Origin of the sequence: Methylobacterium haplocladii (assembly GCF_007992175.1) — a bacterium.
GTDB classification, from domain to species: domain Bacteria; phylum Pseudomonadota; class Alphaproteobacteria; order Rhizobiales; family Beijerinckiaceae; genus Methylobacterium; species Methylobacterium haplocladii.
On record NZ_BJZT01000011.1, the window covers coordinates 88,289 to 102,988 of the forward strand.

General features: G+C 68.1%; 11 protein-coding genes. 3 read left to right on the forward strand and 8 right to left on the reverse strand.

All coding sequences use genetic code 11. From position 1 onward, the window contains the following. Positions 1-67: 67 nt before the first annotated feature. Positions 68-1,450, forward strand: a complete 1,383-nt coding sequence (locus MHA02_RS06465) for a class II 3-deoxy-7-phosphoheptulonate synthase (RefSeq protein WP_147077723.1) — start codon at positions 68-70, stop codon at positions 1,448-1,450. Positions 1,451-1,668: 218 nt separating this feature from the next. On the opposite strand, the gene MHA02_RS06470 is transcribed toward MHA02_RS06465, so the two are convergent. The 8 genes from MHA02_RS06470 to MHA02_RS06505 all read right to left on the reverse strand — a co-directional run bounded on the left by MHA02_RS06470 (position 1,669) and on the right by MHA02_RS06505 (position 12,058). Continuing rightward, entirely contained in the window at positions 1,669-4,320 is a 2,652-nt protein-coding gene (locus tag MHA02_RS06470; RefSeq protein ID WP_238180435.1) for a putative bifunctional diguanylate cyclase/phosphodiesterase, read from the reverse strand. A 262-nt stretch (positions 4,321-4,582) separates the two neighbouring features. After that, positions 4,583-5,710, reverse strand: a complete 1,128-nt coding sequence (locus MHA02_RS06475; protein ID WP_147077759.1) for a M48 family metallopeptidase — start codon at positions 5,708-5,710, stop codon at positions 4,583-4,585. Between the two features lie 146 nt (positions 5,711-5,856). Beyond that, positions 5,857-7,131: a YjgN family protein gene (locus MHA02_RS06480; protein ID WP_147077725.1), complete on the reverse strand. Its 1,275-nt coding sequence runs from the start codon at positions 7,129-7,131 to the stop codon at positions 5,857-5,859. Between the two features lie 253 nt (positions 7,132-7,384). After that, entirely contained in the window at positions 7,385-7,609 is a 225-nt protein-coding gene (locus MHA02_RS06485) for a YbdD/YjiX family protein (RefSeq protein WP_147077727.1), read from the reverse strand. Positions 7,610-7,614: 5 nt separating this feature from the next. After that, entirely contained in the window at positions 7,615-9,678 is a 2,064-nt protein-coding gene (locus MHA02_RS06490; RefSeq protein WP_147077729.1) for a carbon starvation CstA family protein, read from the reverse strand. A 120-nt stretch (positions 9,679-9,798) separates the two neighbouring features. Further along, positions 9,799-10,425 carry a TPM domain-containing protein gene (locus MHA02_RS06495; RefSeq protein ID WP_147077731.1) on the reverse strand — a complete coding sequence of 209 codons (627 nt, stop codon included), beginning with the start codon at positions 10,423-10,425 and terminating at the stop codon, positions 9,799-9,801. Next, the gene (locus MHA02_RS06500; RefSeq protein WP_147077733.1) at positions 10,415-11,260 is read right to left on the reverse strand and encodes a TPM domain-containing protein; all 846 of its coding nucleotides are present in this window, start codon (positions 11,258-11,260) and stop codon (positions 10,415-10,417) included. The genes MHA02_RS06495 and MHA02_RS06500 overlap by 11 nt, the downstream gene beginning before the upstream one ends. 162 nt (positions 11,261-11,422) lie before the next feature. Next, positions 11,423-12,058 (reverse strand): LemA family protein, encoded by a 636-nt coding sequence (locus MHA02_RS06505; RefSeq protein ID WP_147077735.1) that lies wholly within the window; start codon positions 12,056-12,058, stop codon positions 11,423-11,425. A 265-nt stretch (positions 12,059-12,323) separates the two neighbouring features. Between MHA02_RS06505 and MHA02_RS06510 the strand changes: the two genes are divergently transcribed. Together MHA02_RS06510 and MHA02_RS06515 are read left to right on the forward strand one after the other, a co-directional pair. Beyond that, positions 12,324-12,653: an Rdx family protein gene (locus tag MHA02_RS06510; protein WP_147077737.1), complete on the forward strand. Its 330-nt coding sequence runs from the start codon at positions 12,324-12,326 to the stop codon at positions 12,651-12,653. Positions 12,654-12,752: 99 nt separating this feature from the next. Beyond that, the coding region (locus MHA02_RS06515; RefSeq protein WP_147077760.1) for a sensor histidine kinase at positions 12,753-14,700 on the forward strand (1,948 nt) is incomplete at its 3' end.

Below are 14,700 nucleotides of genomic sequence, written 5' to 3' on the forward strand. Positions count from 1 at the left end.
ATAAGCCGCGCTTTCGGCGCGGGGACCAAGTCCGCGCCCTTGCACGAGAGGTGTGCGGAGTACGGTCATGGCCGAGCGGTGGACCCCGAAAAGCTGGCGCAACCTGCCGATACAGCAGGTGCCGTCCTATCCGGATGCAGGCGCGCTCCAGGCCGTCGAGGCGCAGATCGCGAGCTTTCCGCCGCTGGTTTTTGCCGGTGAGGCACGCAAGCTGAAGGCGTCGCTCGCCCGCGTCGCTGCAGGCGAAGCGTTCCTGCTGCAGGGCGGCGACTGCGCCGAGAGCTTCGACGAGCACTCCGCCGACACCATCCGCGATTTCTTCCGCGTCTTCCTGCAGATGGCGATGGTGCTGACCTATGCCGGCGGCTCGCCGGTGGTGAAGGTCGGGCGTATTGCAGGCCAGTTCGCGAAGCCGCGCTCGTCGCCGACCGAGACGCTCGACAGCGTTTCGCTGCCGAGCTACCGCGGCGACATCGTCAATGGCATCGCCTTCACGGACGAGGCCCGCACGCCCGATCCACGCCGTCAGGTCGAGGCCTATCGGCAATCGGCGGCAACCTTGAACCTGCTGCGCGCCTTTGCCACCGGCGGCTATGCCAACCTCGAAAACGCGCATCGCTGGATGCTTGGTTTCGTGAAGGACAGCCCGCAATCCTCCCGCTACGCCGACGTCGCCGGCCGGATGTCCGACGCGCTCGACTTCATGCGGGCGATCGGCATCAACCCGGAAACGCACCAGGAGGTGCGCACCACCGATTTCTACACCAGCCACGAGGCTCTGCTGCTCGGCTACGAGGAGGCGCTGACCCGCGTGGATTCGACGAGCGGCGACTGGTACGCCACGTCGGGCCACATGCTCTGGATCGGCGACCGCACCCGCCAGCCCGACCATGCCCATGTCGAGTACGCCCGCGGCATCCGAAACCCGATCGGCCTGAAATGCGGGCCGTCGATGAGCGCCGACGGCCTCATCCGGCTGATCGATCTGCTCAACCCGAACGAGGAGCCCGGCCGCCTCAGCCTGATCTGCCGCTTCGGCGCGGAGAAGGTCGGCGACCACCTGCCGGCACTGATCCGGGCGGTCGAGCGCGAGGGCCGCAAGGTCGCCTGGATCTGCGACCCGATGCACGGCAACACCATCTCGGCCGGCCGCTACAAGACGCGGCCGTTCGATCGGGTGATGCAGGAGATCGAAGCGTTCTTCGGCGTGCATCGTGCGGAAGGCACCATCGCCGGCGGCATCCACCTGGAGATGACAGGCAAGGACGTCACCGAATGCACCGGGGGCGCCCGCGCGCTCACGGCGGACGATCTGCAGGACCGCTACCACACCTATTGCGACCCGCGGCTCAACGCGGAACAGGCACTGGAAGTGGCGTTCCTGACGGCCGAACTCGTCAAGCGCGAGCGCGCCGAGATCGAACGCCCCCGCCTCGACGCCGCTGAATGATCGTCTGAGTGTCGGCCGTCGCGGGCCTTCACAGGCCCGCGACGGCCGCAGTGCTGATCAGTGCAGCCAGGGCGTGAAAAAGTAGATCAGCAGGATCACCGGAATCGGGATCCCGATCAGCCACAGAAGACCACCCTTCAACATCGCATCGACTCCTGACGAAAACTTCGCCTGAAACGATCCAAGGCAGATTGTCGTTCCTCGAATTCGTTGTGTGATCACGCAGCCTGCGCGACATCGCCCGCGCCGTTCCACTTTTCGAGAAGCCCTGCGATCTGCGATACCGGGACAGGCCGGCTGAACAGATAGCCCTGCGCTTCGTCGCAGCCCTCGGCACGCAGCCGGGCAAGCTGGTCCTCGGTCTCGACGCCTTCGGCCGTCATGGTCATGCCGAGATTGGTTCCGAGGCTGATCACGGCCTGCACGATGAAGCCCGACCCGTTCTCCACCGTGAGATCGCGGATGAAGGACTGGTCGATCTTCATCTTGTCGAAGGGGAAGCTGCGCAGGTAGCTCAGTGAAGAATAGCCGGTTCCGAAATCGTCCATCGCGATGCGTGTGCCCATGGCCCGCAACGCGTGCAGGATGGCGACCGTCGCCCCGCGATTGGCAAGCAGCACGGTCTCGGTGATCTCCAGTTCGAGCCTCTGCGCGGCGAGCCCGGTCTCGGCCAGCGCCTCGCGGACGGTGCTGATGAGCTGCGCGGAGCGGAACTGGGCCGGCGAGACGTTGACCGCGATCTTGAGGTTGCCGGGCCAGCGGCTCGCTTCGGCGCAGGCCTGGCGCAGCACCCATTCGCCGAGCGGCACGATCAGACCGATCTCCTCGGCCAGCGGCACGAACTCCACCGGCGAGACCGGTCCGCGGGTCGGATGGGTCCAGCGCAACAGGGCTTCGAAGCCGCTGATCCGGTCCCGCGACAGGTCGTAGATCGGCTGGTAATGCAGTTCGAAAGCCTGTGCCGCGACGGCGGCGCGCAGGTCGATCTCGAGCAGGCGGCGCGCCTGGAGGCGGTCGTCCATCTCCGCCTCGAAGAAGCGGAACACGCCGCGACCGTCGCCCTTCGACTTGTAGAGTGCGACGTCGGCGTTCTTGAGGAGGCTGTCGGGCGCCATCCCGTCGGTGGGGGCGAGCGCGATGCCGATACTGACGCCGATCGTGACCGAATGCTCGGCCAGCTCGTAGGGGGCGCTGACGACCTCGATGATGCGCTGGGCGAGCACTGCCGCGTCCTCGGCCGTTTCGACCCCCGCCTGCACGATCGCGAATTCGTCGCCTCCGAGCCGCGCCACGGTATCGACCTCGCGCAGGCAGGCGGTCAGGCGGTGGGCGACGGCACGCAGCAACTCGTCTCCGACCGCGTGGCCGAGCGTGTCGTTGATCTGTTTGAAATTGTCGAGGTCCAGGCAATGGACGCCGAAGCCCGCCTCCCGGCTCGCCTGGGTGATCGCACCCTCGATGCGCTCCGCCAGGAGAACCCGGTTCGGAAGATCGGTCAGGCCATCGTGGCGTGCCATGTAGGCGATGCGCGACTCGGCATGCCAGCGTTCGGTCACATCGTCATAGGTAGCGACGAACCCGCCCTCCGCAGTCTCGCCGACATTGATCTGGACGATACGGCCCCCGGCGAGCTCCTGGAAGTTGTCGCCTGTGTCGCTCGTGGCGAGAACGCGTCCGGCTTCGTCGAGCAGTTCGGAAAGCGTGCTGCCCGGGTGGTTGCCGGCCGCCATGCTGCGTTCGAGTATCTCCGTCGCGGTCGTGCCGGCCTGGAGCGAGCCGGGTTCGTGGTTGTAGATCTCCTCGTAGCGCCGGTTGGCGACGACGAGGCGATGCGCGGCGTCGTAGAGGCAGAGGCCCTGCGACATCGAATCGAGTGCGGTGCGCAGGCTGTCGGCAATCGCTTCCGCGCCGGCGTCACGGTGCTTTCGATCGCTGACGTCGCCGAAAACGATCAGGGCTCCACCGTCCGGCATCGGGCTGCGGCTGACGCGCAGCCAGCGCCCGCCGGCAAGGCCGATATCGGCCTCGCCGGCTTGGAGGTCGCCGTGGGGCACGAAAGACAGGGCGGACTCCGCCGGTTCGCCGGGCCGAAGCGCGTCCGCCGGGATGCCGATCAGTGCGGCAGCGGAGGGGTTGGCGTAGACGACGCGATGATCCCGGCCGAGGACGACGATTCCGTCCCGCGCAATGTCGAGGACGTCCTTGAGTCGGTTTTCGGCGGCGATCGGATGCGTCGCCTTCGCTGCCGCCTCGGCATTCTTCCTTTGAGGGATGGCGACAGGGGCACGGCCGACGCGGAAGGCGACGAGCCATGCGAGCAGCGCGATCCAAACCGCGGCGGCCGCTACGACGGCCGCAATCATCCGGATTCGTGCGGCGACGGCGCCTTCCGCCGTCTTGCGTGACAGGAGGCCCTGCTTCTCCGTCGCACCGGCGAGCTGAGCGATCTGCGCGTGTGCGCCATCCGCAAGACGCTCGCGCTCGGCCGTTCGGTCTTGCTCGCCGGACGCCACCCAAATGGCATCATGCCAGATGTTCACTGCGTCCTGTGCGGAGACCGCCGCCTGGCTCACCCGTACGGCGCGGGTGCGAGCGGCGATGACGCCGAGATTGGCCGTGAGGGTTCGATGCCGTGCGGCGATCCCGCTCGCGATCTGCGCCCGCTCGTCGGGGTTGGTCGCGATCCGCGCCCGCAGATGGTCGATCTGCAGATGAGAGAGATCGGATGCCGCGGTGCGGACCTCGTCGAGGGCCTTCAACGAATCGGCGTAGTTTCGCGCGACGACCTGTTCCGCTTCGCGCAGGCCGCCTGTCGCCCAAGCGATGAACAGGACGAGTCCCAGACACGACGCGAGGAGCGCGAACGGCATCGATGCACGGTGCCACGACGCCCGCGCGCCGATGCCTCGTGGCGTCTCGATCGGCCGTGTCGGTTCCGTTTCCTGCATCGTCGTGGACCGGGATCGCTGCTCTGCAGACCGGACCGTATCCTGCGACGCGTTAAAGCTGATTTATGATAATTCAGCCTTTCTGCGGATACCGCGCCCGATTGCCTGGAAATCGATCACAGCCGGCCACGTTTCGTGTCGCGCCCCCTCGGGGCGAACGGGTATCCATCGTTCGGGGCAGACCTCAGGGCCGCTGGTTTCTGTCCGTTGCGGGCTTCGCCGGCTCGGCTGCGCAAATGCCCTGCAACGTTTGCCAGTCGTCCTCGGAGAGCACCTGCCGTCCTTGTGGTTTCTCACCCGCCAGGTCGCGGATCTTCACAGCGCGATCCCTCGTATAAGGGTGACTGCGCAGAAAGCCGGTCGGCGAGGCCTCCGTGTCGGCATCGGAATCGATGCGCTCCAGGACCGCGGCGAGGGCCGCGCCGTCGCCGCCGGCGCGCGCCAGCATCGCGACGCCGTAGGCGTCGGCTGCGCGCTCGGCATCGCGCGAATAGCCCGCCGAGATCGCTGCCTGTCCGACGCCGACGATCACCGTCGAGCCGGTGAGGTCGCCGAGGATCAGGCTCAGCAGGAACGAGACGCCGCCGGCGGTGATGACCGCACGCGTCGGGTCGCGGGCCGCCACGTGCCCGAACTCGTGGGCCAGAATGCCGGCGAACTCGTCGGGGGTCTTCGACTTGGCGAGGATGTCCGACAGAACGATCACCCGGGCGTCGGGCAGCGTCAGCGCGTTGGCGACCGCGTGCCGGCGTATGCTGACGACGGGGTCGCCCGGCAGGCCGGCGCCCTCGGTCATACGCGCGACGAGGCGGTCGAGCACGGACTTCGCCGCCGGCTCCGCGCAGAGTGGCGGATCGCCGAGAAGGGACACGATCTGCCCGTCGACGGCGAGGCCGAAGCGCATCTCGACCGGCTGCGGCACTAGGGGCGCAAGGATGCCGGCGGCGACCGGAACGCCGTAGATCGCCGCGAGCAGCACCGACACGCCCGCCGCGATCGACCAGAGCACGAGGCGCAGCACCCCGCCGCGCTTCTCGTCGTCGACGCGGAGATCGGGACAGCGCGCCGCCAGCGCCGCTGCCAGCGCCTGATGGGTGAACTCGACCCGGATCGGGCTGCCGGCGACGCCGATCCGCATCGTCGGCGGTTCGGTCTCGCCGGCTCGGATGTCGAACAGGCTCCAATCCTCGCGGATCCCGGCGCCTGTGATCTCGAGCCGCTCGCCGAGATGGATGGTGACCGGATTCGGTCGGGCACTCCGCCCGTCGAAGAGGGTTCCCGTCGCAACGATGGCCTCGGCCGGCACGGTCATCGGCAGCGTGCCGCCCCGGCCGGACCTGAACGGCCGGGCAACCGCCTCGAACATGCTGCCTTTTCACGCAAACAGCAGCATGCTCTAGGGCCTTGGTTTCGCGTGATGGTTTCGGAAAACCGGTCTCCACCTTCCCGCACCATGCTCTAGAACCCGATTTCGAGGGCGCCGCCGACGTCGAGGGCGTCGGCCAAGCCCTCGTTGAGTCCGCTGGCGGTGCGCCGGGAGGAGGCCAGCACGGCGTCGAGGGCCTGGACGTTCTCGATGGTCGTGGTGTCGGTCACCGCCCGCCAGAGACGCACGGTGATCACCCGAACGTACAGCACCGCGAAGAGCAGCAGGCTGCCGAGATAGGCGACGACCATCCCGACCACGAGGAGCGCCTGCGCGCCGGTGCCGAGACCGCTCGTCTGGATCAGATACGCGCTGCCGCCGAGCACGATGCCGATCGCCGCGAGGTAGCCGAGGATCGACAGCATGTAGACGATGTATGGCCAGTAGAACTGCCGCGCCTTCAGCGTCGAGTGCAGGCATGCCGTACCGAGCGCCGCGGCGTTCATGAAGGCGCGGGTCTCGCGGGCCCGGTAATAGGGGATCAGGAACAGCGCCAGGGGAATGAAGATCGCGGCGACGATCGCGACCACGCCGCCGTAGATGGCGAGCGGAGTGCCGGCATAGTCCGGGTTGAAGACGAACTTTCCAGGCTTGCCCGGGTCGGCGATCATCAGATCCGCGGGAATCGAAAAGTCGTTGGCGACGAGAAGGGCGAGGATGCTGGCGAAGAGCGGGCCGAGGGCGACCAGATAGAACAGAAGCCACGGCTTCAGGATCATGCCGCCGCGCGCCGTCGAGGTCATGCGGCTCTCGCCGACGAGGGTGTGGTTGATCCGGTATCGCTCCAGACTCGCGCGCATCCAGGGAAAGGCGATTCCGAGGGTGACGAGCGTCAGGAGCCACCAGCCGGTCGCGAGCCCGACATAGGCGAGCGCCGAGCCGTCCTGTCCGAGCCGGATGCCGCGCCAGAAGGTGCGTGAGGCCCGGTAGCGGCGTCCCCGAAAGATCGCGTACTGGCCGAGCAGGAACAGGAACACGAAGGTGATCGGGCCGGCGACGGGCGCGAGCGGCGGATAGGCGAAGCCGAGCGCGAACAGCACGATGTAGATCGGCACGAGGATGGCCAGCGCCACCAGGAAGCCGAGAAACAGCTCCTTGCCGCGGCCGGTATATTCGCCGGGCGAACCCGCCACGATCGTGCGGCTCCAGAAGTAGCGCCGCAGGTTGGTGATGTACCAGAAGCGGTAGATGCCGAAGGTCGCGAGCGAGAGCAGGAAGCCCTTCACCGCGATCCCGGTCAGGCCCTTGGCCTGTCGATCGAACACGACCGTGCCCGGCCGTGCCGGCACCGCACCCACTGCATTCATATTCGACAGGCCCCCGCGTCTTACCGTCACGATAGCCGGGGCGGGCGCGGATGCACGTGCAAAGTCGACGAGGCGTCGTCCCGTTCACGTCGAACGCCGCGACAGGTCGATGAAGAGATCGCCGGAACGCGGCAACGGGCGCCCACCCGGACCCACTCCGTCATGGCAGAACGGCCGGCCGTGGCTCGAGGCTAGATTCGCCCGGCGTGCGGAGCACTTTGGAGTGGCTGGACCGTCGCTGGCTATCAGGCCCTCAGCAACACCGAAAGCCGCTCTTGTTGCCGACGCCGAAGCGAGCGTTTTCGCGGTTTCGAAAAAACTCGCGCTCGGTCATCGGCGGCAGGTCCGGATGGGTCTTGGCGATGTGCGCGACGTAGGCGCCGTAGTCGCCCTGTCCGATCATGAGGCGCGCGCCGTCGCAGACGCATTTCCCGAAGGTCTTGAGCCGGGTGCGGAGATCCTGCGATGGCGCGGCCATGGTCCTCACTCCGCCGGGGCGAGCTTCGGATCGGCCTCGAGGGCCGTCCAGCGGTCGGCGCGGTAGGCCTTGACGCAGGCCTTGATGCCGAAGGCGGCGATGGCGACGACGAGGCCGACGAACAGGACCGCAAGGGCCGCATCGATGCGGTTGTTCAGCACGATCTGGTGCATCTGGTCCATGTTCTTGGCCGGCCCCAGCACCTTGCCCTCGGCGATCGCGTTCGAGAACCGCTCGGCCTGGGCCAGGAAGCCGATCTTCGGGTCGGCGGAGAAGATCTTCTGCCAGCCGGCCGTCAGGGTGCAGATGCAGAGCCAGACCGTGGGGATGACCGTGACGAAGGCGTAGCGCTCGCGCTTCATCTTGAAGATCACCACGGTGGCCAGCGTCAGCGCAACGGCCGCGAGCATCTGGTTCGAGATGCCGAAGAGCGGCCAGAGCGTGTTGATGCCCCCGAGCGGATCGGTGACGCCCTGGTAGAGGAAGTAGCCCCAGGCCGCGACGCAGAGCCCGGTGGCCAGGATGCTCGGGACCCAGGCGCTGGTGTTCTTGAAGGTCGGCGAGATCAGTCCCAGCAGATCCTGCAGCATGAACCGCCCGGCACGCGTGCCGGCGTCGACCGCGGTCAGGATGAACAGGGCCTCGAACAGGATCGCGAAATGGTACCAGAACGCCATCATCGCCTTGCCGCCGATGGCGGAGGAGATGATGTGCGCCATGCCCACCGCGAGGGTCGGCGCGCCGCCGGCGCGGGAGATGATCGTGGTCTCGCCGACATCCTTGGCGGTCTGCGTGATCGCCTCAGGCGTGATCGTGAATGCCGGATCGAGCTTGGTGACGGCGGCCGCCGCGCTCTCGGCCGTGGTGCCGATGAGGGCGGCGGGCGAGTTCATGGTGAAGTAGATGCCGGGCTCGATCACGGTCGCCGCGACGAGGGCCATGATCGCGACGAAGCTCTCCATGAGCATGCCGCCATAACCGATGAAGCGGGCATGGCTCTCGTTGTCGATGAGCTTCGGCGTGGTGCCCGACGAGATCAGGGCGTGGAAGCCGGAGACCGCGCCGCAGGCGATGGTGATGAACAGGAACGGGAACAGCGTGCCCGCCCAGACCGGGCCGGTGCCGTCGACGAACTTGGTCACCGCCGGCATCTGCATGTGCGGCGCGACGACGGCGATGCCGAGCGCGAGGCCGACGATGGTGCCGATCTTGAGGAAGGTCGAGAGGTAGTCGCGCGGGGCGAGCAGTAGCCAGACCGGCAGGATCGAGGCGACGAAGCCGTAGCCGATCAGCATCCAGGTCAGCTGCGTCCCGGTGAAGGTGAACAGCGGCTGCCAGAACGGGTCCTCGGCGATGTGGCCGCCGTAGACGATGGCCAGCATCAGCAGCACGAAGCCGACGATCGAGACCTCGCCGACCTTACCCGGCCGGATGTAGCGCGCGTAGACGCCCATCAGCATGGCGATCGGGATCGTCGCCGCGACCGTGAAGGTGCCCCACGGGCTGTCGGCGAGCGCCTTGACCACGATCAGCGCCAGCACGGCGAGCAGGATGATCATGATCATGAAGGTGCCGAACAGGGCGATCACGCCGGGGATCACCCCGAGTTCGGCCCGGATGAGTTCGCCGAGCGAGCGCCCGTCGCGACGCATCGAGATGAACAGGATCATGAAGTCCTGCACCGCGCCCGCCAGCACCACGCCGGCCAGGATCCAGAGCATGCCGGGCAGGTAGCCCATCTGCGCCGCGAGCACCGGGCCGACGAGGGGGCCGGCGCCCGCGATGGCCGCGAAATGGTGGCCGAACAGCACGGTCTTGTTGGTGGGGACGTAGTCGAGCCCGTCGTTGTGGATGTGGGCGGGTGTCCGCCGCTTCGGATCGAGCTGCATCACCTTCTCGGAGATGAACAGCGAATAGTAGCGATAGGCGATCAGGTAGACGCAGACCGCGGCCACCACGATCCAGAGGGCGTTGATCGACTCGCCCCTCTGCGTGGCCACGATGGCGAGCGCCGCAGCGCCCAGAGCTCCGACCAGGGCCCAGGGCCCATGCTTCTGTACCGCGCCCATCGACGCCTCTCCCAGCTGGGCCGAATTCTTGATTTAGTCGGCCTTCACTGTCGTTCTAACCGGTCTGCAAAAGAATTCCAGTTGCGCGTGCGCCTCACTCGCACGGTGCGAACAGCCCATTCAATCGAGCACGATCACGCGGTTCGGAAGTTCGTTGCGGTTCGGTCCGGCCGGCAACTCGACGGCCAGGACCGTGCCGACGCGCGCGACGGCGGCGACGAGGCCGGGACCGAGTGCGCCGCGCCCCGCCGACGCCGCGAGATCGCCGATGATGGCGGTCCAGGTCGTGTCCGGAACGCGTGCGCGCACGGCATCGTCGGCGACGATCTCGGCATGGTGTTCGGCGAGCGCCAGGTAGATCAGCACGCCGGTGCGCGCCTGCGTGCCGGTGAAGCCGCGGGCGCCGAACTCGCGACAGGCGGCCGCCCGCACGCGGTCCCGGCGGATCGCCGGCGGTACCAGACGGATGCGCAGGCGGTCGTCGAGTCCGATCAGGAGCGCGGCCAGGGCCACCGCAGCCTGGATCGCGGCGATGGTCGCGGCGGAGAGCGTCGTCAGCGCGATCAGCGGCCAGGGCGCAGCCAAGCCCATCAGGAGCGCGAAGACGGGTCCAGCCGAGCGGTAGAGGCCGGAACGGGCGGCGACGATCACGACGATCTCGCCGCTCGTCACGGATTCCGCCTGCGCGATGGCGGCCGCGACGGCGGCGCGCTCGTCGCGGCTGAGGGGAGGGCGGCTACCAGTCACCGGAAGCACCTCCGCCGCCGGACGATCCGCCGCCGCCCGAGAACCCGCCATCGGAGAAGCCGCCGCCCCCGGAGAACCCGCCGCTCCAACCGCCGGAGGAGGGCATCGGAAACACGACCATCCCGCCGCGTCCCCGCCTGCGCCCGCCGGAGCCGCCGCCGCTCGAGTTCATCCGCCAGACGACGATGACGAGGAACAGGATCACGACGATCCAGAACACGACCTCGATGCCGTTCACCGCATCGCTGCGCACCGGTGCGCGGCGCTGCCATTGCTCGGCATCGCCTGCCATGATCGAGAGGATCGCATCCGCGCCGGCCTCGATGCCGCCGGGGATGTCGCCCTGCTTGAACTTCGGGACGATCGCCGTGGTGATGATCACCTTCGAGACCGCGTCGGTGATCGCGCCCTCCAGGCCGTAGCCGACCTCGATGCGGACCTTGCGGTCGTTCGGGGCGACCAGCAGCAGCGCACCGTTGTTCCGCTTGGCCTCGCCGAGCTTCCAGGCACGAAACAGCCGGTTGGCGTAATCCTCGACGGTCAGGCCCTGCAGGTTCGATACGGTGGCGACGACGAGCTGGTCGCCGCTCTTGTCCTCGTGTGCCTTGAGTTTTTCGGTGAGTCGCTGGCGGATTTCCGGTGGGAGAACGCCGGCTGCGTCCGTCACCCGGCCATTTAGAGGCGGGAACGGCGGCTCGGCCGCGTGGGCGAGTCCGCTGAAGACGAGAAAGAACAGCGCTGCGAGCGGTGCAAGGAGACGCGTCCCGAATTGGGCGGCCGAATTCTTGCGCGTCTGCTTGGATGGGGCTGGGCTGGCGCTCTGCCACGTCTGCATCGACCTGCTCGACATCATCTCCGTCATTCCGGGGCCGCGAAGCGGAACCCGGAACCCACGACTGGGCGCCACGTGTCGGGTGGACCCCGGATTCTCGCCTGTGGCGAGCCCCGGGGAGACGGAGTGAGGCTTCAATTCCGTCGGTCCGGAGTTGGCGAAGTCCTAGAACTTCACGTTCGGCGGCTTCTCCGAGTTCGGCGTGGCCGTGAACGTCTCCATCGGCTTTGAGTCCGGATAGAAGAACGAGGCGATCCAGCGGCCCGGAATCGTGCGGATCTCGGTGTTGTAGGCCCGGACCGCCCCGATGTAGTCGCGGCGCGCGACGGCGATGCGGTTCTCGGTGCCCTCGAGCTGCGATTGCAGCGCCAGGAAGTTCTGGTTCGACTTCAGGTCGGGATAGGCCTCGACGGTGGCGAGCAGCCGGCCGAGCGCGCCGGAGAGCTGGTTCTGCGCGTCCTGGAACTGCTTGAACTTTTCCGGATCGCTGACGGTGGAGGCGTCGACCTGCACGCTCGTCGCCTTGGCCCGCGCCTCGACGACCTTGGTCAGGGTGTCCTGCTCCTGCTTGGCGTAGCCCTTCACCGTCTCGACGAGGTTCGGGATCAGGTCGGCCCGGCGCTGATACTGGTTCTGGACCTCGCTCCAAGAGGACTTGGCCTGCTCCTCCAGCGTCGGTACCCGGTTGATCGCGCCGCAGCCGGACAAGCATGTCGCGAACAGCATCGCCAGAAGCGCACCGACGATGCGTGCAGCCACGGGGGACCGCGGCGGGCTTGCGAAGACCGAACCCTGACGCATCGACGATCTCCTGAACCGGTTTCGGGACGGCGCTTCGCGGCTTTCCGGGATAAAACCTGCGATCGGACCATACACCGGGCAGACCGGCGCTGGACTGCCGACGCAGGTCTGCTCAGTGTCGTTGCCGTCTGCGCGCCGAAATCTGACGCGCGGCCGGCGAAGCGTGACATGGGAACGCGCCCGTCCGACGGAAAGGGTGCGGATGCGCTCGCACCATTCACCGCCCCGGTTGACAAGGAGCAGCGGTTGGTAGCGCTGTGCCGCCATGGAAGTACCGTTCTCCGGCGTGGCGAAGCCCCGGGTCGCGATCACCTACTGCACGCAGTGCCGTTGGCTGCTGCGGGCGGGCTGGATGGCGCAGGAGCTGTTGTCGACCTTCGGCGAAAGCCTCGGCGAGGTCGCCCTCGTCCCGGGGCGAGGAGGTGTCTTCTCCATCGTGGTGGACGGCGAGACGGTCTGGGAGCGGGTGCGCGATGGCGGCTTCCCCGACGTCAAGGCGCTCAAGCAGCGGGTCCGCGATCGCATCGATCCGGGCCGCGACCTCGGCCATGTCGACGGCGCCGCAGCGGCGAGCGACGGGCAGGACCGGGCGTGATCCGGCGCTCGGCGATGAGGGTCGGCGGTGATGCACGGCATGCGACCTGAGACCGGGGCAACGGCGACCGGCGAACGGCCCCGCGAGCGGCGGTGGACGATGATCCGGCGCGTCCTGGCGCGACTCGACGAGCGCGGCTTCTCAACGCAATTCTACCTGATCATGCTGGTGATCGCGCTGATCGGGCCCGGCCTGATCTTCACCGCGATCCTGCTCGCCCGCTACGCCGCGACCGAGCGCGCGCGGTTCGAACAGGATGCCCGGGAGAACGTCCGCGGCATCTCGCTCGCCATCGAGCGCGACACCGCCGGGCTCGTCGCCGGGCTGCAGACGCTCGCGACGTCGCCCCGGCTACGCAACGGTGAATTCGAGAGCTTCGACGCCCAGGCCCGGCTGGTGCGCGACACGATCGGCCTCGAGATCGTGCTGCGCCGCCCCGACGGCCAGCAGGTCGTGAACACGGCGCTCAAGCCCGGCGCACCGCTGCCCAACACCCCGATGCCGTTCGACGACGAGATCGCCGGCGGCATCCAGCGCTCGGTGGTCACCGGCTATCTCGGCGCTGCGGACCCGTCGGGGGCGACCTACGCCATCGCCGTGGCGGTGAAGCTCGACAGCGGGGTGAAGTTCATCCTGAGCTATTCGGTGCCGCTGAGCCGTCTCGATGCCATCCTCGTCCGCGATCACGTCGAGGGCTGGGCCACCGGCGTGTCCGACCGCGACGGTACCGTGCTGTCGCGGGTGCCGGAGCTCTCGGGCACGGTCGGCCGCCCGCGGCTCGCGACCCTGCGCCAGCGCATCACCGAGACGCCCGGCGTCTGGGAGGGCAAGGACCGGGCATTCAAGCCGGTGACCGTCGTCGAGGAACGCTCGCGCTTCAGCGGATGGACGGTGGCGGCCAGTATCCCCCAGCATCTCGTGGAAGCGCGCCTGCGCCGCTGGATCTGGGCCTTCGGCGGCTTCGGCCTGCTCGTGCTCGCCACCTCGTCGGCCCTCGCCGTGCATCTCTGGTCCCGGGTCTCGCGGCCGCTGCGCCAGCTCGCGGCCACGGGACCGGCCCTGTCGCGGGGTCAGGCGATCCCGCGCATTTCCTCGCCGATCCACGAGATCCGCCGCCTCGGCGACGTGCTGGCCGACGCCTCCCTGCGTCTGCGCACGCGTAGCGAGGAACGCGACCGGGCGCTCGCCGACACCCAACGCGGGCTCTCGGCGCTGCGCGAGAGCGAGGCCCGCTTCCGGCTCGTCGCCGATTCCGCGCCGGCGCTGATCTGGATGACCGACGAGAACGGCGAGATCGTCTTCGCCAACATGCATTTCGACCAGCTCTTCGGCCGGCCCTATGCCGAGATGTCGGGCGACGGCTGGCACAAGATCATTCATCCGCCGGACCTGCCGGCGTTCGCGGCTCTGTTCGAAGAGGCCGTCGAGCATCGGCAGCCGTTCAAGGCCGAGATGCGCGTGATCGACCGCAACGGCGGCGTGCGGTGGCTGCGTTGCGAAGGCGTCCCGCGTCTCGACGAGACCGGCGGGTTCCTCGGCTTCACCGGCTGCAACATCGACATCACCGATGCCAAGCGCGCCGAAGAGCATCTCATGCTGCTCATCAACGAACTGAATCACCGCGTGAAGAACACGCTCGCCACCGTCCAGTCGATCGCGCAGCAATCGTTGCGCGGCCTCGAAGGCGAGGAGGCCGAGGCCGCGCGGGGGGCGTTCGAGAATCGCCTTCTGGCGCTCGCACGGGTGCACGACGTGCTGACCCGCGAGAACTGGGAGGGTGCCGAGATGGGCGCCGTGGTCGCCGACGCGATCCGTCCTCTCGACGGCGGCGCGCAGACGTCGCGCTTCTCGGTGTCGGGGCCGCCGCTGCGACTGCCGCCCCGCCTCGCCCTGTCGATCGCCATGGCTCTGCACGAGCTCGGCACCAACGCCGTGAAGTACGGCGCCCTGTCCAACGACTGCGGCAAGATCGGCATCGCCTGGACGGTGCAGCGCGGCGCCGCGATTCGCCTGAGCCTGCGCTGGAGCGAGAGCGGCGGCCCGCCGG

What these genes read in the sequence shown, in the direction of transcription:
- MHA02_RS06505 (WP_147077735.1), bottom strand. Translation starts at nt 12,058, where the DNA reads ATGCGTCAGGGTTCGGTCTTCGCAAGCCCGCCGCGGTCCCCCGTGGCT.
- MHA02_RS06490 (WP_147077729.1), bottom strand. Translation starts at nt 9,678, where the DNA reads ATGGGCGCGGTACAGAAGCATGGGCCCTGGGCCCTGGTCGGAGCTCTG.
- MHA02_RS06510 (WP_147077737.1), top strand. Translation starts at nt 12,324, where the DNA reads ATGGAAGTACCGTTCTCCGGCGTGGCGAAGCCCCGGGTCGCGATCACC.
- MHA02_RS06500 (WP_147077733.1), bottom strand. Translation starts at nt 11,260, where the DNA reads ATGCAGACGTGGCAGAGCGCCAGCCCAGCCCCATCCAAGCAGACGCGC.
- MHA02_RS06485 (WP_147077727.1), bottom strand. Translation starts at nt 7,609, where the DNA reads ATGGCCGCGCCATCGCAGGATCTCCGCACCCGGCTCAAGACCTTCGGG.
- MHA02_RS06465 (WP_147077723.1), top strand. Translation starts at nt 68, where the DNA reads ATGGCCGAGCGGTGGACCCCGAAAAGCTGGCGCAACCTGCCGATACAG.
- MHA02_RS06480 (WP_147077725.1), bottom strand. Translation starts at nt 7,131, where the DNA reads ATGAATGCAGTGGGTGCGGTGCCGGCACGGCCGGGCACGGTCGTGTTC.
- MHA02_RS06470 (WP_238180435.1), bottom strand. Translation starts at nt 4,320, where the DNA reads ATGCCGTTCGCGCTCCTCGCGTCGTGTCTGGGACTCGTCCTGTTCATC.
- MHA02_RS06475 (WP_147077759.1), bottom strand. Translation starts at nt 5,710, where the DNA reads ATGACCGTGCCGGCCGAGGCCATCGTTGCGACGGGAACCCTCTTCGAC.